This window comes from Amycolatopsis roodepoortensis (genome assembly GCF_024628825.1).
In the GTDB taxonomy this organism is placed as follows: domain Bacteria; phylum Actinomycetota; class Actinomycetes; order Mycobacteriales; family Pseudonocardiaceae; genus Amycolatopsis; species Amycolatopsis roodepoortensis.
Map to the genome: position 1 here is coordinate 2,854,812 of NZ_CP102415.1, position 24,748 is coordinate 2,879,559.

Here is a 24,748-nt window from a genome sequence, read left to right on the forward strand (position 1 = left end):
CGTTCTCCTCCGGAAAGGTCAGGGCAGGGCGACAAGGCGCCCGCCCGGTGTGCCGCCGGCGTTCTCGTCGACGTACGTGGCGACGTCGTCGACGTCAGCCTTGTCGGGGTCGGACAGCTCGGCCCGGTACGGCACCCCGACGAAGTCTTCCCAGGCCTTCCTCGCCGCGAGCTCCCCCGCCTCACGGCTCAGCAACCCTTTGCCGACAAGCTTTTCCAGCCCGCTCGACAGGTTCATCAACACGGTCGCCGAGATCTGCGCGTCCGCCGCGGCGACCTCCGGGCCGGTGACCATCACGGTGTCCCGCGCCCGCAGCACCGAGACCTGACCGGTCGTCGAGTCCGAGCCCTTCACCATCATCGGCAGCCGCTTGGCCCGCACCGCCTGGTCGACGACGTACTGCACGAGCTCACGCTGATAACCCAGGTACGTGTTCTGCACACCGGAGATCCGCCGCCGCACCGGCTCGGCCATCGTCAGCGACGTCGCCCGGTTGCTGTCCTCCGGCTCGGCCAGCCACGTCTTGGACAACCCGGTGCCCGCGGCCGCGAGCGTCAGCACGCTGCGCGCCGCGGCCGAATCCTCGTAGGCGCCGGTCTGCGCCGTCTTCGGCTCCCAGGACACGGACTCGTTGTGGACCTCGGCCGACCCACTGCGCGGCACGTGCATGCCGCCGCGCGCCTTCACGAAATTATCGACATCGCTCTGGTCGCCCTTGACCGTCACGTCCCACACCAGGTACCGCGCCAGCGCCGTACGGTCGATCAGGTTCCCCAGCACCTGGTCATACGAGTCGAGCCAATCGACCACAGTGGACAAGAACGGCATCCCGCGCCGGTCGGTCAGCAGCGCCTTGAACGGGGTCCAGAACAGCGCCTCGCCGGTCATCAGCCCCGAAGCGTCGTCGACGTCGGCGATCGTCAGATCCGCGCGCTCGGTCTCGGCCTGGAACACCACCCGGTCCACCCACAGCGGGTTTCCCTTGTGCAGCTTGACGTCCCCGATGATCGCCGGATCGATCGGCGAGATCCGCACCGTGCCCGCGAACGCGCCCGTCATCAGCTCGGTGAGGCCTTCGCCGTTCAGCAGCAGATCCCGCAACCACAGCTCCTGAATGGCCGCCATCCGCGTACGCGGGTCGGTCCAGAACTCGTCGACGACCCGCGCGACGTCCGCGTTCGAGACCGTCACCGACACCCCGGAATCCCCGACACAGAACGACGTGTACGTGTCGATGATCGCCTTCGCCATCGGGTTCGACCGGTACGCCGCGACCGAATACGTACGGGTCTTCTCCAGCGTCCAATCCGGAACCTGACGTCCCTGATACCCGGCCGGACGCCAGCCCGAGTCACCATCAATCGGGTCGTACTGCCCGAACGAACCACGCGTGGCGCCCGTCGCCGCGATCTGCTGCGGCGTCGCCTCCAGCGCACGACGCGGCGCGGCAGCGGCTTCGGTGGCCCGGCGCACGGGCAGCAGCGACCTCATGCCGCAGACGGCTCCTCAGCCGCCCGCACCACCGGCGCCGGTGCCGTCGACGCCGCCGCCGGCGGCGCCTGCTCGACCGCGGCCGCCTGCGCCATCCCGACCCAGCCCAGCACCACCGCGAACACCCCGCCCGTCAGCACGGCCGGCCACACCCCCAACATGCCACCGACCGCGACGACGATCGCGACCAGGCCGAGCACCGCAAGCAGATTCGCCACGGCCATGCTCGACGGGGCCGGGATCCGGATCCGAATCACCATGACTTCCCCTCCACTCCGATGTAGACGATCTGCGGGTTTCGGCTACACGCCACAGACGGCAGGTGCTCCTTGTGCTGGGCGGCGGTGTAGTCGCCCGCCTCGTCGATGACCAGCAGATCGGCGTTGTAGCCACGGACCGCCCCGGCATAGCGTCGGCAGGCGAACCGGATCCGCGCCCCGGTGTCCAGTCGCTCGGCACCCTCGTAGCCGTTGGCGTTCCTGATCTTGACCGGGATGCCGTCAACCTCGACCCGGTTCGGAGCGCCCTCGGTCGCCGTGCCGAGCGCCCGCAGACCGGTGCTCAGACGGCCGTGCGCGGCCTTCGTGGCTGTCGATCGATGGACGGACCACAGCACGTTCTCGCCGAGGACCAGTAACCCGATCAACGCCCGAACGACGAACGTGTCCACAGCAGCAGTCTGCTGCGGCGCGGTGATCTCCATCGTGCGCCAGGTGCTCGTGCCCGGGTTCACACTCAGCATGTCGGTCAGCACGTGCGCCTGGTGGTCGTCGAGCTCCAGCCCGGCGGCTCGCGCGAAGGCCTTGACGTCGACGGTGTCGAGCATCTGCATAGTGGCGGTCAGCTCCTTCACAGGTTCAGCCGGGACGTCGGTCGCCACAGCTCATTTCCGCCAGGTGCCCCGGCGATCTCCGGGACCGGCGCGGTTGCCGGGGGCGGGGCCGGGGCGGCCAGTGCGTTGATCCGGGCCAGGAACGCCCATCGGGCGAGCGTGGCCGCGACCAGAGGCGCGATGTTCGCCGAGCTCGTCTTGCGCGCCCAGGCGTAGGCGTCGCCCAGCGGCCGCTTCGCCACACCGCCGACCGCGGTGTTGAGCTGGACTTGGTCCCGGTGCCGGAACGCCTTCTGCTCGATCGCGTCGATCAGCGAGCCGCAGGCGCCGGCGTAGTCGTTCGCGGTCGGGATGATCAGGTCACCGCGGCGCGGCTTGGCGCGCTTGCCGTCCTTGTCCTTGGTCGGGAGCTTGATCCCGACGTCGTCGAGCTCCAGCAGCAGCGACCCGGCCGGGCCCTTCGCGTCCAGTGCGATCGCCACCGGATCCCAGCGTTCTTTCCGTTCGGCCAGCCAGGCCGCGATCCACGCGGTGCCCTCGCGGTGCTCGATCTGTTCCATGTGGCCCAGGCCGTCCGCGCGCACCGAGTACGACGCGATCGCGGCCCACTTGCGATCCGGGGTGATATCGACCGCGAACGCGATGTCGGGCCCCGGCTGCGACTTGGGATCGCCGAGGTTCTTCCAGTCCTCGAACCGAATCAGCTCGTCGACCCCGACCGGGATCGGCGGCCACACGCCCAGCCGCTCGCGTGCGAACCCGTGTTCGCTGAACCGCTTGAGCTCCTTCGCGACGTGCCGTTCGCTGATCCGCACGCCCAGCGCCGGGTTCGCCGCCCGCCACAGCTCGCGGTCGGTCACATCGATCAGGCCGAGGTTGTCCAGGTCCCCGGCCACGCCCCAGTCCCGGAAACACAGATCCTCGACGTCGCCTTCGTCCGACTGCTTTTTCAGCCGGAACACCACGATGTTCGGGTCCGACCGGATCGGCGGCGACGACGTGAAGATGATCTGGCACCCCGGCACGGCCATGCTGCGCGCCGAGGTCGACGGGAACATCGCTTCCTGCTGCGCGTTGGTCAGCGCGTACGCCTCGTCGATGATCAGCAAATCACCGGTGAAGCCGCGGAGGTTGCCGTCACTGCGGGCGACGAACTGGATCTGCGCGCCGGTGTCGAGCCGGGTGAAGCCTTCCTTGCCGTTGGTGTTCGAGATCCGGACCAGGATCCCGTCGACGTCGATCAGGTTTTCGTTGTCCCCGACCTGAACGCCAAGGTTCTTGATCAGCGCCTTGAGCCGGTTGAACCCTTCCAGCGCGGTGTTGAACAGGTGCGCCGACCAGACGATCTTCTTTTCGCCCAGCAGGAAGAACCCGAACAGCACCCGGATTTCCAGCACGCCGCCCTTGCCGTTCTGGCGAGGCACGAACTCGGCGTAGTCCGGGCACGCCCACCGGCCCTCGGGGCCGATGCCGAGCATGTGCGTGACGGACTCTTCCTGCCAGTCGTCGGCGTTCAGCCCGGCCTTGCGCGCGAACGCGGTCGCCTCGGTGCCGAAGCTGAACGCGTACGGCGGGACCTGGTTAACCCTCGGCCTGCGCGGCGAGGCGAGCGGTGATGGCGGCGCTAAGGTCGACAATGCTCGCCCCCTCACCCTTGCCCGGCCCGTCCGGCGCCGGCGGGCGGTGCCCGTTCCGGCCGGACCCGGTCGACTGCCGCAGCTCGGCGACGAGCGCCTTGAGCGCCATCGCCTGCTGCCGCGACTCCTTCAAGGCCTCGGTCACCACGACCACGAACGTGCGGCCGTCCATCGTGGACAGATCCAGCCACGGCCCGTCCCCGCGCAACGCCCGGTCCAGCGCCCGCAACCGGTCCGCGGTGCGGCAGGCCTCGCGCAGCAGCGCCGTCTGCAGGGGCGCCATGTCCCCGTCCGGGTTGACCGCCTCCCACAGCTCGCGCCCGGCCGGGCCGAACTCGTGGTCGTCGAGCGCTTCCAGCGCAGACGACCGCACCCGGTACGCGTCGTCGTCGACGGGGTCGAGCGGCGCCGCGGGACCCGCACCCCGCGACGCCGCTCCTTCGGCGGCCCGCTCCCAGTCCGCCGGGCTTATGGCGTCATCGCACCAGCTCGCATCGCACCGGCTGTGATCGCCGGAGACGTGCGCGCGGGCGACGCCGCACCGCTGTGCGCGGCACAACGAATGATCATCACGAGCGTGCGCGCGGGAGCGCCGAGCACGCTCCGTGGACGTGTCCGCCATGATCGACTACCCCCCTGCAGCGCCGAGGCAGCGAACCCCTCTGACCTGCGCAAACACCCGCAACGTTCCTGTGTGAAATCGACCCCGGGGGGAGGGCCGAGCAGGTGGGCGCGGAGTGGACCGGCCGCCCCCAAATGGACTTTTCTTGATCACCAACGCCCCGCGCCGATGATCATCACCACTCCCGCGAGGTCACCAGCCGCGGCTCACTCGGCCGGCGGTCCACCCCCGTCGCCGCGTACCGGCGGTACCACTGCCGGATACCGGCATGGGTACCTGCAGGGCGCCCGTCCACAGTGGCCCGGCGCAGGCACTCGCCCATCCCCGGATCGAGCACGTACACCACGTCGGCCCGCAGCCTCGCGGCCAGATCAGCCCGCGCCCTGGCTGCAGGCGCCGAGCGCACCACGTAGGCCACGACGTCGTGCGCCGCGACGATTCTGCCCAGCTCCCCCTGGTAGATCGCCTCGGCCCGCGCCATGACCGGCTCGTCGTGCAGCCACCCCCTCGTCGAGCCCAGCCCCCGCGCGATCACGTCCAGATCCAGCACGATCCCCGGCCGCTCGGCCGCGAGGTTCGTTGCCAGCGTCGACTTCCCCGAGCACTGCGGCCCGGCGATCAGCACCACGTGCCGCACGCTCACCACACCCTTGACGTCTTCAGCAGCTGCAGCTCGTGCAGCTGCTTCGTGCCCTTGCGGGAGTTGCACCGCCGGTGCGCCGGTGCGGTGTTCTCCATCGTGGGCGGGCCACCCCGCACCCGGGCGTCGATGTGGTCGACCGTGTATTCCAGCGGATGGTTGCGCGGGACGCCTTCCGGGATCTGGTTCCCGCACAGGTAGCAGACCCAGCTGGTTCGCTTCCACTGCTCCTTGATCCGCGCCCACGGCCGGCCGGATCGGCCCTGGTGCTTGGCCACCATCGCCACCACCCCCGGACACGACGAAGCCCCGGCCGTACTGGCCGGGGCTTCGCCCTTCCCGGAAGTGAGCCGGGCCTCATCGGTAGCTCATCGGGTGCGAGGCGTCCTCTTCGGACACCTCACCTACTGTGGATCAAGTTACCCTTCGCCCAGGTCAGCGACAAGCACGGGGTGCTACTCCGCGCGTCGCCGGTCGGCGGGCAGCGCCGCGTACACCGTCTGCCGGGCCAGCCCGGAAAAGTCGATGATCGCCGACGCGCTGATCCGATGGCCGTCTTCCTCGAACTCACCGGCCGCCCGAATCGCGGCTTTCAAGAACCGCATGGCGTGATGGGCTTGCGCACGCGCCTCGGACAGCTCGCAGGCGATCGCGTCGAGCATCTGCATCGCCTCGACCTCACTGTCGAACTCGAACACCGGATCCGAAACCCAGTCGACCAGCGGATCATCGCCCAGGCGCACCACGCGCTTTTCCATGCTCGTGTCCATGCTCGACCCCTCTCGCCGCCCAATGTGTCTACCGGTAGACACTAGGGATCTCGCCTCGCGCTGTCTACTAGTAGACGGCGGCGTGCAGGGCGTTATACGGCCGGGTCGATCGGCGTGCTGGTCCTTTCACGGCCGCCATTCCTCGCGGTACTCGGGATGGTCGGCATACGGCAGCGCGAGCTGCTTGAGGATCGAATCACCGACCAGTGGATCGTTCTCGCCGTCGCGGCCATAGCTGAATTCGGCCTCGATCACGTCTTCAAGGCCGTTGGCCGCCTTCGCCAGTTCGACGATCTGCAGCAGAGCATCGGCCTCGGCGATCTCCTGTTCCGGCGGCCGCAGGCCGATGAACCGGGACACCTCTTCGCCGAGACAGCAGTACTCGCCCTTGAGGTTGACCCCGATGACACTGCCGTCGAGCGACCAGCGCTGTTCCGGGTCGTTCCCCGATTCCCATCGGTCAAGGGCATCACGCGCCTGCACGGCTATGGCCTTCCGGGTCAAAAGCCGCTCCCGCAGAAACGTGATCAGGTCGTCGAGCATGGTCATCCTTCCTGCTGCGTGAGGGCGTCCACGATCGCACGGACGTCACCGACCCGATAGCGGGCGCGGCCGCGGGAATCGTGCGGGTGGGGCGGGTGCGGATTGAGCCGTCCACGGTGGACGTAGCCGTAGATCATGGATTCGGTGACCTCACGTCCCAGGCGGGTAAGCGCTTTGGAGATCTCGGGCGGGGTGGCCAGCTGGTCGTCGACGGCGGCCAGCAGGAACTCACGCCGCTCGGGCACGTCCCAGATCGCGCCGCACTTCCGGCACTGCACGACCGGGCGGCCGGGCGGGGCGTAGATATCGGCCTCGCACGAGCCGATCGCCTTGTCGACGATGACCTTCGCTCCGCACTGGCCCAGGTAGACCTTCTCCGGGTCGCGGTCGATCACCCGCAGCGCCGAGCGGGTGAGCTTGGTGATCTGGTCGGCGAAGTCGCCGGCGTCGGGATGGGCGGCGAGCAGGGCAGGGTTCGCGGCGAGCCAGGCCGCGGCCTTGCGCACCGACCGGGCGGGGAGCTCGCGGCCGTGGCGCTCGGCGACGTCGACGGCCCACGTCCGGATCACGCCGTCGATCGCGGCCTTCAGCTCGGACGCGGCCGCGTGGAAGTCGACCTCGAACGCCGCGGCGCCGGACACCGCGCCGATCGAGTCGGATCCGGTGTGGTCCCGTCGGACCAAGGTGTCGACGAGCAGTTCGTACAGGGACGGGCGGGTATCGGTGTGCAGCTCGTCGACGACGCGGAACGTCGCCGGGGTGACGACCTCGGCGACCGGCAGCAGCGTGACGACGGCCGGGACGGGGATCCGTTTCTGGTGCACGCGGATCCGGAGCACGCCGCCGGTCGCGAGCGCACGGAGGTCGGTGACGACCTGGCGGACGCAGTCGGGGCAGAGGGTCGAGTCACGGGCGGGTTTGCCGCAGCGGCACAGGTTCACGGTCGTCCCTCCTTCTTGCGGGTCGCGGTGATGCGCTTGGGATGGGCTGGGGCGTTGAGCAGGTCGCCGGTGCTCGTGTTGACGCACCGGTGGCCGGGTTCGGCGCCGCAGTCGTCGCACTCGAACTCAAGGGCTTCTTCGCGGGTGGATTCGAGATCGGCGAGGCTGTCGAGATCCCGGAGCTGGCGCGGGGTGTAGCGGCTCATGGGTCACCACCTGGTTGCGGGGGTTCAGGAGTGGCGGGTAGGCGGGGGCGGCGGTGGTAGACGTCGGGGTATTCGGAGGTTCGGGTGATCTGGCCGCCGGTGCCGTACGGGGAGGCTCGGGGATCACGGACAACGACGGGCTGCCCGCCCCGACCCGACCCGGACCCTTCCGAGCCCGGATCCGCGGTTGTCGTAGTCGGTTGTGGACGTGGCTGTAGGCGCACGTCACCTGCGGAATCGGGTTCCAGTGGGGCGTCGGGGACAACCGTTCCGACAACCGACGGGACAAGCGTCGGTTGCTTGTCCCGTCGGTTGTCCGTGCGGTTGTCGTGGTGGTTGTCGACGGCAGGTTCGGGGAAGTCGCGCAGCTGCAGCGGACGGGCGAGCAGCGCGGCGCGCTCGGCCTCAGTCGGCTCGGGCAGCAGCACCATGTCCGCCTCGGCCGGGGTCCTGTGTCCTTTGTGCTCGTTGCACCGCGCGCACGCCACGACGTAGTTGGCTCCGTCGATGCCGGCCTCGCGGTCAGGGTCGACGTGGTCGAACTGCAGCGCCTTGCGGCGATCGAGCGCGCGCCCCATCCCCTTTTTGGGCAACGGCCCAGATCCGCAGTAGCGGCAGCAACCGCCGTCGCGGGCGTACACGGCGTCCTTCAGCGGTTTGTTGCGGCTGTCGGCCTTCTGAGCCCGGTTCCGGTCCGTTTCCTGCTTGGTGGGGTTGCGCTTGGAGAAGCTGCAGACCCGGTAGTCGAACCCGTCGACCCACGACGGGGACGCGTCGATGCAGTTCTTCTCCGCGCAGCTGTCGCCCTTGCGATGCACCAGCGGCGGCTGCCCCAGAACCGGGGTCAGCAGCAGCTGCAGCAGTCTCGCCTTTCCCCGGCAGGCGTCGAGCGCTTCATGGTGGGTCACGTAGCCGTTGTGGCTGTGCTTGGCCGACGCGGCCTGAATCCGGTGCCAGTACGCGAACAGTAGATCCGCGGTGTTCTCCTTGCCCTCGGCGAGAACCATCCACCGGGGATCCAGGTCGGCCTTGTCGTCGGTGAGGTAGTACGGCACGGGTCACCACCCGCCCGGGGTGAGGGCATGGCAAAGCCCGGAGATGATCTTCATCTCCGGGCCTCGCGGGTCGTGCGGGTGGATCACGGTGGTGGTGCTCCTGTCTCCGGACGGTCGACGTCGCGGAACGCTGCGGTAATGGCGGCCAGGCGGTCGCGCGCGGCCCGCGCGGCCGCGCCGAGGGCCACGAACCCGGCGCCGAGGTCGGCGAAGGTCCGGCGGGTCTGGCCGAGCACGTCGGCGCAGGCCTGCGTCGTCGAGGCCGGGGGCGGGATCTCGAGACCGGATGCGAGCCACGGTTTCGACCGCGGCCCTGCCGGGCGCTCGGCCGGGACCGCGGACGTCACGCCGTCCGGCGGCCACACTCCCCCGCTCACCGCGGCGTCACCGGGTATCCGACGGCGGCCAGCGCGGCCCGCACGGTCTTGTCGACGACCTGGCACATCGCGTGCACGACGTCCGGCGCCTTGCTCGCGGCGACCATGTCCGCCAGCGGCACGGCCTCGTCGACCGCGACCCACACCGGGTGTTGGCAGTGGTCCAGGTCCACGTCGTCGTCGGCCGCCGGTCGCGGCTCGGCCCGCTCGAACTCCAGCGCGGTCGTCCACACCTCGTCCGGCCGGTACCCGGCGGCGACCTCAGCCGCCACCAGCTCGGCCGCGCGTTCCGGTGTATCGACCACGTACAGGGCGCCGGACTCGGCGCGCTCGACGACGAACGCGAGGTTCGGCGCGCACTCCTTGCCGAGGGTGAACAGCTCTTCCCCGACGCGCATGTAGAGCTCTTGCGTGGCCTCGTCGAGCGCGGCCCAGGACTGCAGTCCGGCGCCTGGCCGGTCGTCGTCCTCCAGCGACCACGCGACCGCGATCTCACGCACCTTCTCGCCGAGCTGCGCCCGGCTGGGTTCGGTCCGCTTCACCGGTCACCGTCCTTTGCGGACAGTGCGCGGCGGCGGGCGTTCCAGCCCGCGCACAGGTAGGCGGCCTCGCCGTCGACGCGGTGCGGCACGGCCCCGTGGAACGGCGGGGCGTACGCGCCGTCGAGCGCAGGGACTTCGGCGCCGGTCGGGTGCACCCACTTCGCGACGCGGCGCATGCCGTCGTGGCAGTAGAACGGGGTGCCGGTGATCGCGAGGCCCTCCAGCTCGTCGGCGTCGCCGCGATAGGCGGGATCACCGGCCTTCTCCGGCGACCCGGGCCGGTACGCGCAGTCGCCGCACATGCCCTCCGGCCGTACCTGCGGCACCGACTCGTCGTTCAGCTCGTCGGTCTGGACAGGGTCGGCGTAGACCGGCCGCCAGCAGGTGCAGCGGTGCGGGCCGTACACGGCGGCGCTGTAGCAGCACGTGCCGCCGGTGTCGGGCAGGTCGTCCGGGGTCGGCTCGTCGAATCCGCACAGGTGGCTCACCGGGCACCCCCGGCGGCCGCGATCACCCAGTCGAGCACCAGGCGGTGATCGGTGACGATCCGGCGCTGGTCGGCCTCGGCCGCGTCGGGCACATCGGAGTGCCCGCCGATCTCGCCGTAGACCGCGCCGATCGTCTCGTGCAGGTCTGCGCGCAGCCGCTGCGCCGCGTCGACGACCTCGGCGGCCGGGACCGGGGTTTCAGCTGGCCAGTGCTCGGTGACCTGGTCCGGCCACAGCCCTGCCGACAGCTGCTTGTAGGCCGCGCGGCACAGTCGCTGCGCGGCCTCGTGCGCGTCGGCGGCGGCCGGGACGGGGACGGATGAATTCGGCAGGCCGAGGACCCACCGCAGCAGCGTGTTGACGGCGTGGGCTTCGCCGTTGTTCAGCGCCATCAGCGGGCCGCCGTCTCGGTCTCGACGGGGCGCACCGTGCTGGCCAGGACCGCGTACGGCCAGGGGTCGTCGTCGGACTGGATCGCGGCCAGGCCGAGGCCGTTGATCCGCTCGTTCTCGATCAGGACACCGGTGACCGTGCCGCCGGGGGCCGCCTCGGCCGGTGCGGTCACGCGCGTGCCGAGCTCGATCCGGGGATCACCGTGGGTCCAGCAGTGTTCGCGGCCGTGCTCGGCGCAGGTCGGGCACTGCTCGTCGTCGTCCTTCGCGACCGGGGTGAAGAACTCGTCGAATTTGGGCAGCAGCCCCGATTCCTGCAGTCGATAGGCCGCGCCGGACAGGCGGTCACCCAGGTCCACGGACCCGGCCGTCCACTCGTCGCTCGCGCGGTTGTAGCCCAGCTGCCCGGTTTCGTCGAGAGTCAGCACCGCACAGGCGGGGTCGCTGGTGAGGCTCACTTGGGCCTGCAGGGCGGCGCTCAGCTCGCCGTGTACGCGGCGGTAGTGCCCGGCGAACACGTAGGCCTGGCGGGCCGCGTCGCGCAGCGTCAGTTCGAGCTGGCTCTGGTTGTGCGGTCCGACCGGGGCGCGGCGATTGCTGGACTCGGCGCCGATATTGCCGACGCTGTAGTCCTCGGCCGGGAACAGGATCGGGGTCGTGACCGGCTGGGTGGCCAGGCTGTTGCCGAGGGACTGATAGTGGTTCGCGCTCTCGTGGGCGGTGTGGATATCGGCACACAGGTCTTTGATTCGTCCGCGGTAATAGCGGTAGAAGTCGGCGTCATCCTTGGCGATCGACGCGGTGTCGTTTGTGGACTCTGCGGGGGCGGTCACTGTTGGTCTCCAATCGTTTTCGTGGCCTGGGCGAGCTGTTCGGCGAGGTCTTCGGCGACGCGGGTCTGGTGCTGCAGGGCGTGCTGCACGCGGGCGAGCTCGTCGGCCAGGCGGGCGTTGTCGTCGGTCAGCTGCGCGAGCTCGACGGGCTGGGCGGCGATCATCGGTTCGACGACGCGGGCACGGATCTCCGACGCGAGGCGGTCAAGGTAGGCCGACGAGCCGGGCGGGGCGATCGCGCGGGCCCAGTGGTCGGCCTGCCGCAGCACCGTGGTGACCGGCTCGACCGGGCGCAGCTGCTTCACGGTGTCGGTCATGCTGGCCACCCCGCCCGGAACTCGCGGGTGAACTCGGACTCGGCGGAATCGACCGCGGTCCCTTGGCGCGGGGTGATCGCGACGTAGCGCCACCGGCCGTCCCGGCCCCAATAGCGCTCGTCGACGATCGTTTCGAGCTTGCCCTGGAACCACACCCGGTCCCCGCGCGCGAACGCCGGGGCCGTCGACGCGTGCACCAGGAACGGGCCCTTCGCGTCCCCGGCCTGGGCGAGCTTCGGGATCGTCGAGTCGTGCCACAGCACGTGATGCGGGCACCACTGCTGCGGTGTCGGCCAGTCGATCGCCTTGACCCACCGGCACGCCGGGCACAGGCCTTCGGGGTCGGGGCCGTAGCGGTAGTCCAGCAGCGGGTTGCGCGGGTAGGGCGACCGCGACGGCGGCTTCGGCTTGGGTGCGGCCGGGGTGCCGGGCTCGGGGACGGCCGACAGGTGACGGCCCGGGTCCTCGGTCCCGGTGTCGACGGCGGTCACCGGTCACCGCCGTCGGCGAGGATCGCCGCGAGCTCGGCCGCGATCGCGTCGTAGCGCGGCGCGATGTTGTCTTCCGCCGCGAGCGGCACGACCTTGTCGAACTCGGCCAGCGCGGCGTCGACGTCGGCCTTGCGCACGGTCAGCAGGTAGCGGCGGCCCTCGGCGCGGTCGGCCAGGTCGACGTCGACCCGCCCGGCGCGGGGGAACAGCTGCACGTCGCCCGCGTCGGCACCGGCCGGTTCGGTCCGGCCGGCGGCGAGCATCGACCGGGCGAACGTCCAGGACTTCAGCAGCTCCCCGGCGCCGTGCCGGTAGCCCAGGACCAGCGTCACGGCGAACGGCTCGGCCGGGTCGTAGCGGAACTCGATCCCGATCTTCCTGCTACAGGCGGGCGCCCGAGTGGCCGTGATCGGCCGTTCGGACACGTGGCCGTCGCCGAAGTACCGGCGGGGACCGAACGCGGCGGGCATCGTGGCGGTCATCGCTGGCCCTGCCCTTCCTGATCGTCGTTGTCGGGGGTGGCGCGGCGGCCGAACCGGCCGCCGCGCGGTGTCTCGTCCAGGTCCTCGGGATCCAGCTCGTCGGCCAGGATCCGGTCGGCCGCGTTGGTCCAGGCCGCCATCACGCGCCACCGCCCGCCGTGTCACCCGGCAGCGGCTTGAACGGCACCTCTTCGCCGTCGACGCCGAACTCGCCACGGGTCCAGGCGTGCAGGATGTGCAGCGCCACCCGCAGGCCTCGGTACTCCCCGAGATCCAGCGGCCGATTGGACGCGTCGCCGTCCCTCGTCGCGTCTTCTGCCGCCTCGGCGAGCCGGGCGCGCAAACGCTGATCGAAAGACCCGAACGCGTGCCGCAAGTCGGTGGCGTTCATCCGCTGGGAAGTGGTCATCGCGCGTCGACCTCCCCCGCCGTCGACGAGCTTGCGGCGCGGCGACGTTCGTAGGCGATCGCCGCCAGCAGCCGCTCGGCGAAGGCCTCAGCGGTCGCGAGATCGAGAATCAAGGTGTCCTCAATCTCGATCCCGTCCGCGCTGCTGTAGATCGTCGGCAGTGGATCGACCGGCTCACCGGACCGCACAGCGGGCGCCTGGCCCCACCGCGCGTACTCGACGTGAGCCACCCCGGATACGTGGTCCGGGCCAATCACGTGCGGGGAAGAGGTCGCAGTGGCCATCACTCGCACACCTCCACCAAGATCACCGCGCCGGGCCGGGCCTCGGCGAGCGCCTGGCCGACCGCGCCGACCCGGGTCCCGCGCGCCGCGCGGGGCCGGTGGAGACCCAGCGCGCACTGCAAGCACACGTCGACCCGGTCCGGGAGCGGGTCGAAGCGGCGATCGCGGCGCGGGTCGCTGTGCACGCGGACCGAGGTGATCCGCGGCCGGTCCGGCCAGCACCACGTGCAGTCGGCCGGGATGAACGACTCGTCGACCGTCACGTGGACGTAGCCGCAGCCGCGGAGCAGAGCGATCCGCATCGACAGCGCGGGCAGCTCGCCGTGCAGGTCGACCGGCGGACGGACCGGGGTCACCGCGCGACGCCACACGTAGGGGGCGATCCACGTCTTCACCGGGTGACGGACCGCGTTCAGGTCCAGCAGGCGCACGGTCACTGCAACCACCACGCAATCCCGACACCGGCGAACACGGCGGCCGCGAGCAGGACCAGCAAGGCCTTCGCCAGCAGCGCGGCGTGCCCGCGCACGTTGTCGCCGATTTCCTCGAACCCGGCCGTGACCGCGTCGACCACCCGCACCACGATCGCCGCGAGCGGGAACCAGACCAGCGCGGTCCACCACCGGCACAGCCATGCCCACAGGCCAGGCTTCGGCGTGAGGACGGCGATCAGCCGCCGCGCGCCCAGCTCCGGGTCCGCGGGGAAGTCCTCGGCGACCAGCGCGGCGGCCGCCAGCTGGGCATCCGCGTGCGGGAACTCCTCGAGGAGAGCGTCCGCCAGCGCGGCGTCCTCGCGGGCGCGGTCAACCGGCGCGATAACTACCGTTGGGTCCGTCGAGCCGTCGACCGCGATCGGCGCGGTGTCGTCCGGGGTGACCTTGCGACGCTTGCCGCCCCGGCCCGGCTGAATCGGCAGGCCGAGGGCAGGCGTGTCACCCGCACGCAACCGGTGCCGGGTGTCGGTACTCTTCGTATCGGTCATGGGTTTGTGTCCCTTTCTCGTGATCAGCCCGCCCCTGCCCCGCAATGGCACGGGGCGGGCACTTTTCTTTGGGGGATCAGGAAAATCAGGCAGTGGTGCCGCTGGTGTCGTTGAGGTACCGGCGCAGTTCGGCCGCCGGGACGATCCAGAGCCGTCCACCGCCCACCTGCTTGGCGGGCAGCTCGCCCGTCCGGCACATCTCCAGCACGGTCGCGTAGCCGATGCCGGTGAGCGTCGCGACCTCACTGGGCCGGTAGGCCTCGCGCGGCGGCGCCTTCACGGCTTTCTCCAGCCGTTCGACCCGCTTGATCAAGCGGTCGATGGCTTCCAGTACCGCCTTCATGCCGACAGCCGCTTCGGGCCGGTGGTGCGCTCGGTGCTGGTCCGCTTCGGCGGCGCCAGCGGCTCGCGCTTCGGCTGTTCTTTCTCCGGTTTGGCTTCCGGCGCTTCGCTCTCGCGGATCTGGCGGGCGACGTCTGGGTCAGCGACCAGAGCCGCAGCGATCAGGGGGACGCGCTCATCGGGTGCGGCCAAGGCACCCGCGAGCTTGTAGATCGTGGGGAGGCTCACAGGTTGCGGACTCTCGGGCCTCGTGGTGTTGGCCAGCGTCCGGGCGTTGACACCGGCCTGGCGCGCGAGGGTCGGGATATCCCAGCCGCGAGCGGCAGCGCGATTCCGCACTTTGGGACCGTTCAGGAGGGGCATACCGCAGATAATGCGGGACCATGCGAAGTTGGTCAAGCATGGAACCGCATTAAGTCGCATCGTTACTTACGATCATGCGTTTCCATGCGCTAACATGCAGGACCATGAGCGTCAGAGAGCGAGTACTCAACAGGGGCGATCATGGCCGCCGCCTGCAGATTCGTGGCCCAAGCCACCTAGCGCCATGCGTCCCCATGCGGCACCATGCACGTGTGGCGACGAAACGGGCGCGTAGAGTGCGTACGGCGAACTACTCCGAGGACGCGCGAGCGCGACTCGGCGAAGCCGTGGAAAAGGCACGCCTGGCCGCCGGCATCATGTATCGCCCAGACTTCGCCGCGGCGATCGGCATCAAGAGCGTGCGCAGTATCGAGATGCTGGAGAACGGCGAACCAGGCGTGGGTCAGACCGTCCTGTTCGCCGTCGGACGCGGCCTGCCGAACTGGACCGAGGACACGCCCAAGATCATTCTTGAGGGCGGCCCCGTCCCGCCGATACCGGAGAAGCGGATCACCCCCAGCGCGCCGCCGTCCACCCGGCACGAGTGGTCAGCCGCGGCCTGGCAGCGCATGAAGGACATGACGGTCGAAGAGGCCGTCAAGTTCGTCGAACAGGAACGCGTCATGCGTGGCGACGCCACGGCGCTGCTCGCCATGCGGGCGATCGTCGAAGCTCAGGAAGAAGCCCGGCGCGAGAAACGTGACGAGTCCTAAGAGGACGCGCAGCCTAGTTGTCGCATAACGATCGCGCTCGCGCTGTAACACATCCGGTATGGATGTAACAAATACGTGATCAGGCCACTAGGCCACCCGAACGAAAGTTCGAAAAATCCTGTTACCCGGCCTAACAAACCCTTAAGACCAGCGGATACACCTCCTGCAACCGGGCTACCCCATACACCCGAAGGAGGGACCCCGCCCCGTGACTGCTCCGACCACCACCACAACCACAGTCCCGGCGATCGCGAAGAGGCTCTACCGAGCCGCTGTCGCGCTCTTCGTTCTCGCGATCGCACACGGCGTCGTGGCGTTCGTACAGGACTGGACTTCCCCGCTCGTCATCGTCCACATGTCGACCGCGTTCGGCGTTGGCTTCGTCGGCCTGTACTTCGAATGCCGCGCCCGGCGCGCCGAGGCACCCCCGCCGAAGTCCCGGTTCGAGGTCCACGACCTCTACCTGGCGGAACTGGACGATCTCGATCGGAGACTGCGGGATGGGGGTGACGACGACCCGACCGAGGAAGGACCCGCCGATGGCCAGACCGAGGACTGAGATCGGAACCTACGGCAAGATCAACGTACGCCGGATCCGCGACGGCAACTACGTCGCCAGCGCGCGGTACCGACTCCGCAACGGCAGGCTCAAACCCGTCAAGCGACATGGGCCGAGCGCCGCTGCCGCCGAGCGGCGGCTAAAGAAGGCCATGACCGAGCTGGCGAACGAAGCGGCCGGCCAGAAGATCACTGGGGATACCCGCTTCAGCATCCTGATCAAGCGCTGGCTGGCCGACTTCGAACGCAAGGTCAACCGGGGCGAGCGTGCGCACAAGTCGCTGTACGACTACCAGGATTCGGCCGCGCACCTTGAGCGCGAGCTGGGGGACCTGACGTGTCGCGAGGCCGAGAACGTCGGCATCTGCAACGACGCACTGAAACGGATCCGGGACACGACGGCGAAGAGTAAACGTTCTAAGGGCAAAGGAGGTTACGCCGCGACGAAGCGCACCCGGACGGTCCTGACGAACATCTGCACCCTCGGCGTGATCGAGGGCGCGATGGAGACGAACCCGGGCAAGTCGGTCGAACGCGTCGAACAGAGCGTCGAAGCTGCGCTCGACGCCCAGGACGTGAAGGTGCTCGAACCCGAGGTACGGCAGGAGTTCCTGACGAAGCTGCGGAAGTACTGCGACAGCGCCAAGGACGCCAAGGGCAAGGGCGTGCGGGGGCAGGCCTGGGCCGACCTGCCCGACACAGTGGAGGCGATGCTCGCGACCGGTGGGCGGCCAGGCGAGATCCTGGCCCTCACCGGGCCCGACGTCGACGCGGCCGAGCGGACGAGCTACATCGGGTGGCACCTGGTGCGCGTGGAGGGTCAGGGGATCGTGCGCAAGCGCGGCCGGAAACGCGGCGGCAGGCCGGTCCGGCCGAAGTACCCGTCATGGGCCGCGCCGATGTTCTCCCGGCGCAAGCTGGCCGCGGGCGAAGGCCCGCTCTTCCCGACGTGGAACGGCCAGTGGCAAGACCCGGGGAACGTCGCGAAGCGGATCCGGATCGCGTGCGACGCCATCGGCTACGGCTGGCTGAAATCCATGATGCTCCGGCACACCGTCGGTACACACCTCGGCGACTCCGGGCTGTCGAACGAACACGTCGCCGATCAGCTGGGCAATACGCCGGACGTCGTGCAGCGCCACTATCGCCGACCGAAGATCACGAACGAGAAGATCGCCGACGCACTCGAAAACCTGCTGGACGACGAGACCGGATGACGATCAACTTCGCCGCTTCAAGATCGACACGCGGGATCATTTACGCATCACAAACCAACTCGATTTGACTGGACTAGACGGGTCACTATCGGGATACTCTTGCAGCTAAATCAACTTGAATGGACTTAATTAATGAGTCTTCTTAGAATCTCTAGGTCGCAGGTTCAAGTCCTGCCGGGGGCACGTCGCAGACGGTCCTGTCGCGAGGCGCGAACGCGCTTCGCGACAGGCCTTCCCAAGACTCGGGCGGAACGCCTTCGAGCCGGGGGCGCCGCTTGTTCACCTCTCGATCCGGCAGTTCGTCATCTTTCCCCGAAGCACCCGGCGTTCTCGGGTACACGTGCCTTGTCGGGAAGATCACGTCCTAGCAGCGTGGCGTCGCGTTGTTACGTTCCCATCATGTCTTCGTAGAAGGACGACCATGTGCCCCTCGCATGCTCGTCCGCATGAGCAGCGAAACCCGTTCCAGGCGGCTGGCCGCGTTGCTGGCCCTCCCCTTGGTGCTTTTGGCGGCGTGTGGTGGCGAGGAGCAGAAGGCGGACATCGCGTCGGCGAACCCGCCGGGCGTGGCCGCACCGGTCACTTCCTCTGCCGCCCCGCAGACTGAGGGGAAGAGTGCCTTCTACGACGCGCAACTCGCCTACACGCAGTGCATGCGCAAGGAAGGTTTGAAGGACTGGCCGGATCCCTTGCTTTCCGGTTACGCCGACTGGACCAAGATCGAGGTCGTTCAAGAAGAGGAGGAACGGAAGGACTCCCAGACGAGGCTCAGCGCGGCCATGCAGGCATGCAAGGAGCCGATGCAGAAGGCGATGCAGCTGGAGCCGCAGAAAGACCAGCAGAAGGTGTACGAGTCGCTGCTGGCCCACGCCCAGTGCATGCGGGCCAACGGCGTCAGCAAGTTCACGAATCCGAGCATGCAGAACGGGGTCGCCCAGCCCGGTGGCGACCCGAATCCGGCCGACCCTCAGCTCGACACGAACTCTCCGGCGTACAACCAGGCGGAGACCGCGTGCCGGGACAAGCTCATCGAGCAAGCGCAAGGTATGCAGTGAAGCGCTGGCTGGTGGCCGGCGCGGTGACGGCTGTGGTGACCGTGGTCGGAATGGGCGTCTTCGTCGTGGTCAGCGACGACTCCGGCGGCAAGGCGGCCACCGCGAGCGCGCCACCGGCGGTCGCCGAGATCACGCGCGCCGACCTGGTGCGGAGCAAGACCGTCGACGGCCACTTCGACTACGCGAACCGCCGCGCCGTGAAATCCCCGGTGGAGGGAACGGTGACGCAGGCCGCCGAACCGGGCAAGACGGTGGAGCGAGGTCAGATCCTGTACAAGCGGGACGCCCGGCCGGTGGTCCTGCTCTACGGGTCGACGCCGATGTTCCGTGACCTGACCGTCGGCACGCTGGGGCCGGACGTCCAGCAGCTGAAGCGCAACCTCCGCGACCTTGGCCGGGCACGCGGCCTGCCCGTCGACAACAAGTACGACGAAGCCACGCAGGCCGCGGTGAAGTCCTGGCAGAAGGCGCTCGGCGTCCTGGAACCGACCGGTGGCCTCGGCAAAGGCGACCTGGTGTTCCAGCCAGGGCCGGTGCGGGTGGTCGCCGCCGACGCCGCCTTGGCCGACCAGATCGGCGCGGACAAGCCCGTCCTGACGATCGCGTCGACCAGGCCGGTCGTGCGGGTCCAGCTGGACAAGGACGACCGGGCGCTGGCGAAGGCGGGCACCCGGGTCGAGGTCAGGTTGCCGGAGGGTGGCACGGCGGCCGGTCAGGTGTCCGGGACGGTCAAGGCGGAGTCCGGGAACGGCACCGAGGCCACCACCGGGATCCAGGTCGAGATCACCCTGGACGACGGCGCCGCGGTACCCGAGGAGCCCACCGGGACCTCAAGCGTGAAATTCATCCAAGAGAGCAGGAAGGGGGTGCTGACCGTCCCGGTCGAGGCCATCGTCGCGCTGCGTGAAGGCGGCTACGGCCTGCAGATCGTCCGCGCGTCCACGACCACGACCGTACGGGTCGAGACGGGCATGAGCGCCGACGGCCGGATCGAGGTCACCGGCGCCGGACTGGCCGAAGGCATGCAGGTGGGAGCGGCCAAGCCATGACGGCGGTGATCGAGCTGATCGAGGCCACCAAGTCCTATCCCGGCGACGTGACCGCGCTGCGCGGCGTGGACCTCCGGATCGACGAGGGCGAACTGGTCGCCATCGTCGGCCCGTCGGGGTCGGGCAAGTCCACCCTGCTCAACCTGATCGGCACGCTCGACCGCGCCACGTCGGGCACGGTGCGGGTGGCCGGTTACGACGTCGGTGGCCTGTCGGACGCCGGGCTGTCGGCCTTGCGTGCCCGGCACATCGGATTCGTGTTCCAGCAGTTCCATCTGGCACCAGGCCGAGACGCCGTGACCAACGTCGCCGACGGGTTGCTCTACGCGGGCGTACCGAGGAGGCAGCGTCGCGACAGGGCGCGAGCGGCCCTCGGCCGAGTCGGTCTCGGTCACCGGCTGGACCACACGCCCGAGGAGTTGTCCGGCGGGGAGAAGCAGCGTGTGGCGATCGCGCGGGCCCTGGCCGGCGAGCCCGGCCTGCTCCTGGCCGACGAGCCGACCGGAGCGCTGGACACCGCGTCCGGCGAGGTGGTGCTGAACCTGATCCGCGAGTTGAACGCGAGCGGTACGACGATCTGCGTCATCACCCACGACACCGGGATCGCAGCACGGCTACCCAGGCGCGTCGGGCTCCGGGACGGCGCGATCGTTTCCGACACCAGGGCGGCGGTGGCCACGTCGTGAGCACGCCTCTGAAACCCGCCCGGCTCTCTCCTCCCGACATCCTCCGGGTGGGAGTGAGCGGGTTGCGGACGCGCCGGACGAGAGTGGTGCTGTCCGCGCTCGGGATCGCCATCGGCATCGCGACGATGGTCGCGGTGGTGGGGCTGTCCACGTCCAGCCGGGCCGACCTGATGGCGCAGCTGGACCGGCTCGGCACGAACCTGCTGACCGTCGAGGCGGGAAAGGACGCCGACGGCGAACCGGTGAAGCTCCCCAAGGCCGCGGTCGCGATGGTCGAGCGGATCGGCCCGGTCGAGAAGGTCACCGCGACGGCCGAGGTCGACGCGCGGGTTCGGCGCAGTGACGCCGTCCCGGAGGAACTGGCTCCGGGCGTCACGACCCAGGCCACGCGCATCGATCTGCTCGACGCGCTGGGCGCGCGGGTCGAGCGGGGCCGCTGGCTGGATCCGGCCGGCGAGCGCGTGCCGGCCGTCGTGCTCGGATCGGTCGCGGCCGGGCGGCTGGGTGTGGCCGAGCCCGGCGCCAAGATCCTCATGAACGACGAATGGTTCGTGGTCATCGGGATACTGGCACCGGTCGAGCTCGTGCCGACCCTCGACCGGGTCGCGTTGGTCGGTTTCCCTGTCGCGGAACGGTTCTTCGGCTTCGACGGGCATCCGACCACGATCTTCGAGCGGTCTTCCGATGCCTCGGTGGAAGCCGTCCGCGGCGTGCTGGCCCGCACGGTCAACCCTGGCGACGAGCACTCCGTGAAGGTGTCGAGGCCGTCCGACGCACTGGTGGCCAAGGCCGCCACGGACAAGGGGCTGACCACGCTCATGCTGGGGCTGGGCGCGGTCGCGTTGCTCGTCGGCGGGGTCGGGGTCGCGAACACGATGGTCGTCTCGGTACTGGAACGGCGCCGCGAGATCGGGCTCCGGCGGGCTCTCGGCGCCACGAAGAACGCGATCCTTCTCCAGTTCCTCACCGAATCGCTGCTGCTGTCCGCGCTCGGCGGCGTGGCGGGCGCGCTGCTCGGCGCGGGCGCGACCATCGGTTTCGCCGAGGCACAGGGCTGGACGGCGGTCGTCCCACCGTGGTCGCTGGGCGCGGGACTGGCCGCGACGCTCGTGATCGGTGTGGTCGCTGGGCTCTATCCGGCCGTCCGGGCCTCCCGGCTTCACCCCACCATCGCGCTCAACGCGGCCTAGCCGGTCAGGAACTGGGAGCACTGGTACGGACCGACGGCGCCCCCCTGTGCCACGACGGTCACCCGTACCGCGTCGGGCCGGGTCCCGTGCAGCAGGGACTCGGCCCGCGCAAGGGTGCAGACCAGCTGACCGGCGGCCATCCCGGCGACACCGGTCACCGGCGTCCGCGGCAGCCGCAGGGTCACGTGACCTTCGATGGCGGACGCGGAGAATTCGCCGGTGATGGCGGTCAGATCGGTGAGCCCGGCTACGAGTTCGGCTTCGTTCGGTCCCGCCATGACGAGTTTGACCGCGGCGGCGAGCTCGGTGATCTCCTTGTCGGGACGGGAAACCCCGCGCAGCCCTCGATCCGAGGCGAAGTAGATCCGCATCCCTTCGGGGATCCCGGAAGCCGGTGCGCCGCCGTCGAGTACTTCGGTCGGCCGCACGCCACAGCCGGCGACGAGGGCCACGGCCACAAGGGACACGACCAGGCGTTTCATCGGCCGGCCTCCTTTCCGTCGCGGGGCAGCCGGAGAAGGAACACCGCGCCACCGCCTTCGCGATCGAAGTGGGTGATGAGCCCGCCGTGCAGGCACGCGTTCTCCTGGGCGATGGCCAGCCCCAGACCACTGCCTTCGGATCGCGTACGGGCACTGTCCGCCTTGTAGAAGCGCTCGAACACGTGCCGCGCGGCTTCGGCCGAGAGCCCTGGCCCGTGATCGGAGACCTCGACGAGCACGTCGTCCGGGGTCGAGCGCAGCACCACCGTCACCGGGGGCGCGCCGTGCCGCAGGGCGTTCCCGACGAGGTTGGCGACGATGACGTCCAGCCGCCGCCGATCGAGCCGGGCTCGCACGGGCGTGAACTCGGCCGAGACCTGGTCCGTCCAGCCCCGCGTGGACAACGTCGCGCGGAGAGCCTCGGCGACGTCGAGGTCCTGCCGGGTCAAAGTCGCGGCCTGGGCGTCGAAGCGCGAGATCTCGATGAGGTCGTCGACGAGCCGGGCCAGCCCCGCGGTCTCGGTGCTCACCGTCCTCGCGGCGTGGGCCGTGTCGGGTGGCAGGCCGTCGGCGTCCTCGTCGAGCACGGACGACACCATGGTCATCGCGGCGAGCGGGGTGCGAAGTTCGTGGGAGACGTCGGCGACGAACCGCCGCGCGCGGGCTTCCTGTTCCCGGATCTCGGCGACCGACGATTCCAGCGCGTCCGCCGTTTCGTTGAAGTCCTTGGCCAGATCGGCGAGTTCGTCGCGGCCCTTGACCGGGACACGGGTCTCCAGCGCGCCGTCCGCCAGCCGTCGCGTGGCCTTCGCGAGCCGCCGGATGGGCCGCAGGACCGTGCCGGCGGCGAGCAGGGCGAGTACCGCTGCGAGCAGCACGACCGGGACGACGCCGTCGCGGACGGTGGTCAGGAGCGCGGCGATGTCATCCTGCTCCGGCCCCAGCGAGATCACCTCGAACACCTCGACGCCGGACGGCCGCCCCGAACCGGCGAACGCGACCGGTGTGCCCACGACGAGCCACGGCCCGCCGTTCCACTCGACCCGCTGGAAACTCAGCCGGTTCTCGGCCCGCACCCGTTCCCGCAGCCCAGCGGGAATCGCCTCCTGATCGGCGGGCGCGACCAGGTCCTGATATCGCGCGACGACCCGCGCGTCGCGGGAGCCGGACGCGACGGCCTCGGCGAGCCGGTTCAGCGCGCGCCGGTCGGGCGGGATGTCGAATTCCCCGACACTCGCGTTCACGCGATCGCGGAAGTTCTGCACAGCGGAGGAACCCGCGCGTTCGAGAATCGCTTCGCGTGCCTGGTCGTAGGCCAGCATCGTGGCGGTGGCGGCGCTGAGCAGCGACACCAGCACGAAAGCGACCAGCAGACGGCCGCGCAGCCCGCCGAACCTCACAGCGGCCCGAAGCGATAGCCGAACCCTCGCACGGTCTGCACATAGCGCGGCCGGGAAGCGACGTCTTCGATCTTGGCGCGCAACCGTCCGACGGCGGCGTCGACCAGCCGCACATCGGCGAAATAGTCGTGCTCCCAGACCAGTTCCAGCAGTTGTTCGCGAGTGAAGACCCGGCCGGGTGCGGCGGAAAGTTCCAGCAGCAGCCGGAGTTCGGTCGGCGGGATCGCCAGCGGGACACCGTTCTTGGTGACGGTCAGGCCCGCGCGATCGAGGACGAGCCCTTCGAAGTCTTCACGGTTCCGCACGGCCGGGGCGACCCGGCGGACCGACGCGCGGATCCTGGCCTCCAGTACCCGCGCCGTCACCGGCTTCACCACGTAGTCGTCCGCGCCGGCCTCCAGTCCGCTCACGATGTCGGAATCGTCGCCGCGTGAAGTGAGCATGATGATCGGCATCGTGTGCGCTTCGCGGATCCGTCGGCACACCTCGAAACCGTCCATCCCGGGCAGCATCAGGTCCAGCACGACCACCTCGATCCCGCCCGCACCGGGACGCCTCACCAGGTCGAGCCCGTCCTCACCGCTGCCGGCGGCATCGACATCGTGACCGTGGCGCCGCAGGACGAGTTCCATCGCATCGCGGACGGATACGTCGTCTTCGATCAGCAGGACATGGGACATGATCGTGATTATCGCGCCTTCGGTGAACCGGTCCATCCACCTCGCCGCGCGCTATAGGTTGTGCGCATGTATGTGCCGACGCAGAACGATCCGCAGCCGGCCGCCGGCCCTCCCTGGTGGCTAGTCATCGGTCCCGGGTTCGCCGCGCTCATCGGTCTGTTCCTGCTCACCGTGGTCTATCGCTTCGACGGTGGGCCGGACCTGCAGATCGATTTGGGCATGTCCAGCCAGTCGTTCCTGCTGAACGTCGTCGTCGCGTACGTCGTCGCGGCCGCGCTCGCCTTCCCGGCGGGCCTGCTGCTCGGCGCGCGCTTCCCGACGTCGGTGACCGTGCCGGCGATCGTCTTGATGCTGTTGGGCGTTCTCTTGGTCGCCTTCGGGCCCAGCAGCGGGATGATCCTGGCCGGCCGGGTGCTCAACGGACTCGGCGCGGGCGCCGCCCTCGGCGTGACCGTCGCGTTGATCCGGCGTCTCAGGACCGGTCGCGGCACAGCGGCCGGGGTAACGGCGGGGCTCGGCGTCCTCGCCCTGGTGATCGCGCCGGTCCTCGGCGGGCTGCTCTCGGACGCCACCGGTTTTCGCGTGGTGTTCGTGGTGGCCGCGCTGTTCGTGTTCCTCGCGCTCGTCGTCGCCGGGGTGATTGGCATCGTCACGCTGGCCAGGCCGAAACAAGCCTGAT

38 protein-coding genes are annotated in these 24,748 nt (G+C 69.7%); 8 read left to right on the forward strand and 30 right to left on the reverse strand.

Translation table 11 applies throughout. From position 1 onward, the window contains the following. Positions 1-18: 18 nt before the first annotated feature. The 27 genes from NQK81_RS13330 to NQK81_RS13460 form a co-directional block, all read right to left on the reverse strand. The gene (locus NQK81_RS13330; RefSeq protein ID WP_257488437.1) at positions 19-1,491 is read right to left on the reverse strand and encodes a hypothetical protein; all 1,473 of its coding nucleotides are present in this window, start codon (positions 1,489-1,491) and stop codon (positions 19-21) included. After that, entirely contained in the window at positions 1,488-1,751 is a 264-nt protein-coding gene (locus tag NQK81_RS13335; protein WP_257488438.1) for a hypothetical protein, read from the reverse strand. Before NQK81_RS13335 ends, NQK81_RS13330 begins: the two co-directional genes overlap by 4 nt. Beyond that, positions 1,745-2,344, reverse strand: a complete 600-nt coding sequence (locus tag NQK81_RS13340; RefSeq protein WP_257488439.1) for a hypothetical protein — start codon at positions 2,342-2,344, stop codon at positions 1,745-1,747. Before NQK81_RS13340 ends, NQK81_RS13335 begins: the two co-directional genes overlap by 7 nt. Further along, positions 2,341-3,960 (reverse strand): terminase large subunit domain-containing protein, encoded by a 1,620-nt coding sequence (locus NQK81_RS13345; protein ID WP_257488440.1) that lies wholly within the window; start codon positions 3,958-3,960, stop codon positions 2,341-2,343. The genes NQK81_RS13340 and NQK81_RS13345 overlap by 4 nt, the downstream gene beginning before the upstream one ends. Continuing rightward, positions 3,905-4,582, reverse strand: coding sequence for a hypothetical protein (locus tag NQK81_RS13350; protein ID WP_257488441.1), 678 nt, complete (start codon positions 4,580-4,582; stop codon positions 3,905-3,907). Before NQK81_RS13350 ends, NQK81_RS13345 begins: the two co-directional genes overlap by 56 nt. Before the next feature lie 175 nt (positions 4,583-4,757). Continuing rightward, entirely contained in the window at positions 4,758-5,225 is a 468-nt protein-coding gene (locus tag NQK81_RS13355; protein ID WP_257488442.1) for an AAA family ATPase, read from the reverse strand. Beyond that, on the reverse strand, positions 5,222-5,503 hold the full coding sequence (locus tag NQK81_RS13360; protein WP_257488443.1) for an HNH endonuclease: 282 nt from the start codon (positions 5,501-5,503) through the stop codon (positions 5,222-5,224). Before NQK81_RS13360 ends, NQK81_RS13355 begins: the two co-directional genes overlap by 4 nt. A gap of 174 nt (positions 5,504-5,677) precedes the next feature. Then, the gene (locus NQK81_RS13365; RefSeq protein ID WP_257488444.1) at positions 5,678-5,992 is read right to left on the reverse strand and encodes a hypothetical protein; all 315 of its coding nucleotides are present in this window, start codon (positions 5,990-5,992) and stop codon (positions 5,678-5,680) included. A gap of 126 nt (positions 5,993-6,118) precedes the next feature. Beyond that, entirely contained in the window at positions 6,119-6,541 is a 423-nt protein-coding gene (locus tag NQK81_RS13370; protein WP_257488445.1) for a DUF6221 family protein, read from the reverse strand. After that, on the reverse strand, positions 6,538-7,476 hold the full coding sequence (locus NQK81_RS13375; protein WP_257488446.1) for a hypothetical protein: 939 nt from the start codon (positions 7,474-7,476) through the stop codon (positions 6,538-6,540). Before NQK81_RS13375 ends, NQK81_RS13370 begins: the two co-directional genes overlap by 4 nt. Then, positions 7,473-7,682, reverse strand: coding sequence for a zinc finger domain-containing protein (locus NQK81_RS13380; RefSeq protein WP_257488447.1), 210 nt, complete (start codon positions 7,680-7,682; stop codon positions 7,473-7,475). Before NQK81_RS13380 ends, NQK81_RS13375 begins: the two co-directional genes overlap by 4 nt. Then, complete coding sequence (locus NQK81_RS13385) at positions 7,679-8,737, reverse strand: HNH endonuclease (protein ID WP_257488448.1); 1,059 nt, start codon at positions 8,735-8,737, stop codon at positions 7,679-7,681. Before NQK81_RS13385 ends, NQK81_RS13380 begins: the two co-directional genes overlap by 4 nt. Positions 8,738-8,820: 83 nt before the next feature. Continuing rightward, positions 8,821-9,114 carry a hypothetical protein gene (locus NQK81_RS13390; protein WP_257488449.1) on the reverse strand — a complete coding sequence of 98 codons (294 nt, stop codon included), beginning with the start codon at positions 9,112-9,114 and terminating at the stop codon, positions 8,821-8,823. Then, complete coding sequence (locus tag NQK81_RS13395) at positions 9,111-9,656, reverse strand: hypothetical protein (RefSeq protein WP_257488450.1); 546 nt, start codon at positions 9,654-9,656, stop codon at positions 9,111-9,113. Before NQK81_RS13395 ends, NQK81_RS13390 begins: the two co-directional genes overlap by 4 nt. Continuing rightward, positions 9,653-10,144 (reverse strand): hypothetical protein, encoded by a 492-nt coding sequence (locus NQK81_RS13400; protein WP_257488451.1) that lies wholly within the window; start codon positions 10,142-10,144, stop codon positions 9,653-9,655. Before NQK81_RS13400 ends, NQK81_RS13395 begins: the two co-directional genes overlap by 4 nt. Then, entirely contained in the window at positions 10,141-10,536 is a 396-nt protein-coding gene (locus tag NQK81_RS13405; RefSeq protein WP_257488452.1) for a hypothetical protein, read from the reverse strand. The genes NQK81_RS13400 and NQK81_RS13405 overlap by 4 nt, the downstream gene beginning before the upstream one ends. Continuing rightward, a complete protein-coding gene (locus tag NQK81_RS13410; RefSeq protein ID WP_257488453.1) occupies positions 10,536-11,369 on the reverse strand; it encodes a hypothetical protein in 834 nt (277 codons plus the stop codon). Before NQK81_RS13410 ends, NQK81_RS13405 begins: the two co-directional genes overlap by 1 nt. After that, on the reverse strand, positions 11,366-11,686 hold the full coding sequence (locus NQK81_RS13415; RefSeq protein WP_257488454.1) for a hypothetical protein: 321 nt from the start codon (positions 11,684-11,686) through the stop codon (positions 11,366-11,368). Before NQK81_RS13415 ends, NQK81_RS13410 begins: the two co-directional genes overlap by 4 nt. Then, positions 11,683-12,177: a hypothetical protein gene (locus NQK81_RS13420; RefSeq protein WP_257488455.1), complete on the reverse strand. Its 495-nt coding sequence runs from the start codon at positions 12,175-12,177 to the stop codon at positions 11,683-11,685. The genes NQK81_RS13415 and NQK81_RS13420 overlap by 4 nt, the downstream gene beginning before the upstream one ends. Next, positions 12,174-12,659 (reverse strand): SsgA family sporulation/cell division regulator, encoded by a 486-nt coding sequence (locus tag NQK81_RS13425; protein WP_257488456.1) that lies wholly within the window; start codon positions 12,657-12,659, stop codon positions 12,174-12,176. The genes NQK81_RS13420 and NQK81_RS13425 overlap by 4 nt, the downstream gene beginning before the upstream one ends. Beyond that, on the reverse strand, positions 12,656-12,799 hold the full coding sequence (locus tag NQK81_RS13430; RefSeq protein WP_257488457.1) for a hypothetical protein: 144 nt from the start codon (positions 12,797-12,799) through the stop codon (positions 12,656-12,658). Before NQK81_RS13430 ends, NQK81_RS13425 begins: the two co-directional genes overlap by 4 nt. Next, on the reverse strand, positions 12,799-13,068 hold the full coding sequence (locus NQK81_RS13435; RefSeq protein WP_257488458.1) for a hypothetical protein: 270 nt from the start codon (positions 13,066-13,068) through the stop codon (positions 12,799-12,801). The genes NQK81_RS13430 and NQK81_RS13435 overlap by 1 nt, the downstream gene beginning before the upstream one ends. Beyond that, positions 13,065-13,352 (reverse strand): hypothetical protein, encoded by a 288-nt coding sequence (locus NQK81_RS13440; RefSeq protein ID WP_257488459.1) that lies wholly within the window; start codon positions 13,350-13,352, stop codon positions 13,065-13,067. The genes NQK81_RS13435 and NQK81_RS13440 overlap by 4 nt, the downstream gene beginning before the upstream one ends. Then, a complete protein-coding gene (locus NQK81_RS13445) occupies positions 13,352-13,789 on the reverse strand; it encodes a hypothetical protein (RefSeq protein WP_257488460.1) in 438 nt (145 codons plus the stop codon). Before NQK81_RS13445 ends, NQK81_RS13440 begins: the two co-directional genes overlap by 1 nt. After that, a complete protein-coding gene (locus tag NQK81_RS13450; RefSeq protein WP_257488461.1) occupies positions 13,786-14,334 on the reverse strand; it encodes a hypothetical protein in 549 nt (182 codons plus the stop codon). Before NQK81_RS13450 ends, NQK81_RS13445 begins: the two co-directional genes overlap by 4 nt. A gap of 85 nt (positions 14,335-14,419) precedes the next feature. Beyond that, the gene (locus NQK81_RS13455; protein WP_257488462.1) at positions 14,420-14,677 is read right to left on the reverse strand and encodes a helix-turn-helix domain-containing protein; all 258 of its coding nucleotides are present in this window, start codon (positions 14,675-14,677) and stop codon (positions 14,420-14,422) included. Then, entirely contained in the window at positions 14,674-15,075 is a 402-nt protein-coding gene (locus NQK81_RS13460; RefSeq protein ID WP_257488463.1) for a hypothetical protein, read from the reverse strand. The genes NQK81_RS13455 and NQK81_RS13460 overlap by 4 nt, the downstream gene beginning before the upstream one ends. Before the next feature lie 176 nt (positions 15,076-15,251). On the opposite strand from NQK81_RS13460, the gene NQK81_RS13465 reads away from it, so the two are divergent. The 7 genes from NQK81_RS13465 (at position 15,252) to NQK81_RS13495 (ending at position 21,507) form a co-directional block, all read left to right on the forward strand. Then, positions 15,252-15,752 carry a hypothetical protein gene (locus tag NQK81_RS13465; protein ID WP_257488464.1) on the forward strand — a complete coding sequence of 167 codons (501 nt, stop codon included), beginning with the start codon at positions 15,252-15,254 and terminating at the stop codon, positions 15,750-15,752. Positions 15,753-15,960: 208 nt separating this feature from the next. Further along, positions 15,961-16,311: a hypothetical protein gene (locus NQK81_RS13470; protein WP_257488465.1), complete on the forward strand. Its 351-nt coding sequence runs from the start codon at positions 15,961-15,963 to the stop codon at positions 16,309-16,311. After that, on the forward strand, positions 16,292-17,527 hold the full coding sequence (locus NQK81_RS13475; protein ID WP_257488466.1) for a tyrosine-type recombinase/integrase: 1,236 nt from the start codon (positions 16,292-16,294) through the stop codon (positions 17,525-17,527). The genes NQK81_RS13470 and NQK81_RS13475 overlap by 20 nt, the downstream gene beginning before the upstream one ends. Before the next feature lie 446 nt (positions 17,528-17,973). Then, entirely contained in the window at positions 17,974-18,582 is a 609-nt protein-coding gene (locus tag NQK81_RS13480; RefSeq protein WP_257488467.1) for a hypothetical protein, read from the forward strand. Then, complete coding sequence (locus NQK81_RS13485; RefSeq protein WP_257488468.1) at positions 18,579-19,631, forward strand: peptidoglycan-binding protein; 1,053 nt, start codon at positions 18,579-18,581, stop codon at positions 19,629-19,631. The genes NQK81_RS13480 and NQK81_RS13485 overlap by 4 nt, the downstream gene beginning before the upstream one ends. After that, on the forward strand, positions 19,628-20,317 hold the full coding sequence (locus NQK81_RS13490; protein ID WP_257488469.1) for an ABC transporter ATP-binding protein: 690 nt from the start codon (positions 19,628-19,630) through the stop codon (positions 20,315-20,317). The genes NQK81_RS13485 and NQK81_RS13490 overlap by 4 nt, the downstream gene beginning before the upstream one ends. Continuing rightward, positions 20,314-21,507: an ABC transporter permease gene (locus tag NQK81_RS13495; protein WP_192745925.1), complete on the forward strand. Its 1,194-nt coding sequence runs from the start codon at positions 20,314-20,316 to the stop codon at positions 21,505-21,507. Before NQK81_RS13490 ends, NQK81_RS13495 begins: the two co-directional genes overlap by 4 nt. Here NQK81_RS13495 and NQK81_RS13500 read toward each other — a convergent pair. The 3 genes from NQK81_RS13500 to NQK81_RS13510 are packed head-to-tail and all read right to left on the reverse strand — an operon-like array spanning position 21,504 to position 24,069. Continuing rightward, a complete protein-coding gene (locus tag NQK81_RS13500; protein ID WP_126729859.1) occupies positions 21,504-21,989 on the reverse strand; it encodes a GerMN domain-containing protein in 486 nt (161 codons plus the stop codon). The two genes, NQK81_RS13495 and NQK81_RS13500, sit on opposite strands and share 4 nt — an antisense overlap. After that, entirely contained in the window at positions 21,986-23,389 is a 1,404-nt protein-coding gene (locus tag NQK81_RS13505; RefSeq protein ID WP_257488470.1) for an ATP-binding protein, read from the reverse strand. The genes NQK81_RS13500 and NQK81_RS13505 overlap by 4 nt, the downstream gene beginning before the upstream one ends. Further along, positions 23,386-24,069 (reverse strand): response regulator, encoded by a 684-nt coding sequence (locus NQK81_RS13510; protein ID WP_126729862.1) that lies wholly within the window; start codon positions 24,067-24,069, stop codon positions 23,386-23,388. Before NQK81_RS13510 ends, NQK81_RS13505 begins: the two co-directional genes overlap by 4 nt. Before the next feature lie 66 nt (positions 24,070-24,135). Here NQK81_RS13510 and NQK81_RS13515 point away from each other — a divergent pair, with 66 nt between their 5' ends. Further along, entirely contained in the window at positions 24,136-24,747 is a 612-nt protein-coding gene (locus tag NQK81_RS13515) for an MFS transporter (protein WP_257488471.1), read from the forward strand. Position 24,748 lies beyond the last annotated feature (1 nt).

Excerpts from the sequence above, each read along its gene's own strand:
- NQK81_RS13330 (WP_257488437.1), bottom strand. The coding sequence starts at position 1,491 with ATGAGGTCGCTGCTGCCCGTGCGCCGGGCCACCGAAGCCGCTGCCGCG.
- NQK81_RS13335 (WP_257488438.1), bottom strand. The coding sequence starts at position 1,751 with ATGGTGATTCGGATCCGGATCCCGGCCCCGTCGAGCATGGCCGTGGCG.
- NQK81_RS13350 (WP_257488441.1), bottom strand. The coding sequence starts at position 4,582 with ATGGCGGACACGTCCACGGAGCGTGCTCGGCGCTCCCGCGCGCACGCT.
- NQK81_RS13360 (WP_257488443.1), bottom strand. The coding sequence starts at position 5,503 with ATGGTGGCCAAGCACCAGGGCCGATCCGGCCGGCCGTGGGCGCGGATC.
- NQK81_RS13365 (WP_257488444.1), bottom strand. The coding sequence starts at position 5,992 with ATGGACACGAGCATGGAAAAGCGCGTGGTGCGCCTGGGCGATGATCCG.
- NQK81_RS13370 (WP_257488445.1), bottom strand. The coding sequence starts at position 6,541 with ATGACCATGCTCGACGACCTGATCACGTTTCTGCGGGAGCGGCTTTTG.
- NQK81_RS13380 (WP_257488447.1), bottom strand. The coding sequence starts at position 7,682 with ATGAGCCGCTACACCCCGCGCCAGCTCCGGGATCTCGACAGCCTCGCC.
- NQK81_RS13405 (WP_257488452.1), bottom strand. The coding sequence starts at position 10,536 with ATGGCGCTGAACAACGGCGAAGCCCACGCCGTCAACACGCTGCTGCGG.
- NQK81_RS13415 (WP_257488454.1), bottom strand. The coding sequence starts at position 11,686 with ATGACCGACACCGTGAAGCAGCTGCGCCCGGTCGAGCCGGTCACCACG.
- NQK81_RS13425 (WP_257488456.1), bottom strand. The coding sequence starts at position 12,659 with ATGACCGCCACGATGCCCGCCGCGTTCGGTCCCCGCCGGTACTTCGGC.
- NQK81_RS13430 (WP_257488457.1), bottom strand. The coding sequence starts at position 12,799 with ATGGCGGCCTGGACCAACGCGGCCGACCGGATCCTGGCCGACGAGCTG.
- NQK81_RS13435 (WP_257488458.1), bottom strand. The coding sequence starts at position 13,068 with ATGACCACTTCCCAGCGGATGAACGCCACCGACTTGCGGCACGCGTTC.
- NQK81_RS13440 (WP_257488459.1), bottom strand. The coding sequence starts at position 13,352 with ATGGCCACTGCGACCTCTTCCCCGCACGTGATTGGCCCGGACCACGTA.
- NQK81_RS13450 (WP_257488461.1), bottom strand. The coding sequence starts at position 14,334 with ATGACCGATACGAAGAGTACCGACACCCGGCACCGGTTGCGTGCGGGT.
- NQK81_RS13455 (WP_257488462.1), bottom strand. The coding sequence starts at position 14,677 with ATGAAGGCGGTACTGGAAGCCATCGACCGCTTGATCAAGCGGGTCGAA.
- NQK81_RS13475 (WP_257488466.1), top strand. The coding sequence starts at position 16,292 with ATGGCCAGACCGAGGACTGAGATCGGAACCTACGGCAAGATCAACGTA.
- NQK81_RS13480 (WP_257488467.1), top strand. The coding sequence starts at position 17,974 with ATGAGCAGCGAAACCCGTTCCAGGCGGCTGGCCGCGTTGCTGGCCCTC.
- NQK81_RS13490 (WP_257488469.1), top strand. The coding sequence starts at position 19,628 with ATGACGGCGGTGATCGAGCTGATCGAGGCCACCAAGTCCTATCCCGGC.
- NQK81_RS13500 (WP_126729859.1), bottom strand. The coding sequence starts at position 21,989 with ATGAAACGCCTGGTCGTGTCCCTTGTGGCCGTGGCCCTCGTCGCCGGC.
- NQK81_RS13510 (WP_126729862.1), bottom strand. The coding sequence starts at position 24,069 with ATGTCCCATGTCCTGCTGATCGAAGACGACGTATCCGTCCGCGATGCG.
- NQK81_RS13515 (WP_257488471.1), top strand. The coding sequence starts at position 24,136 with ATGTATGTGCCGACGCAGAACGATCCGCAGCCGGCCGCCGGCCCTCCC.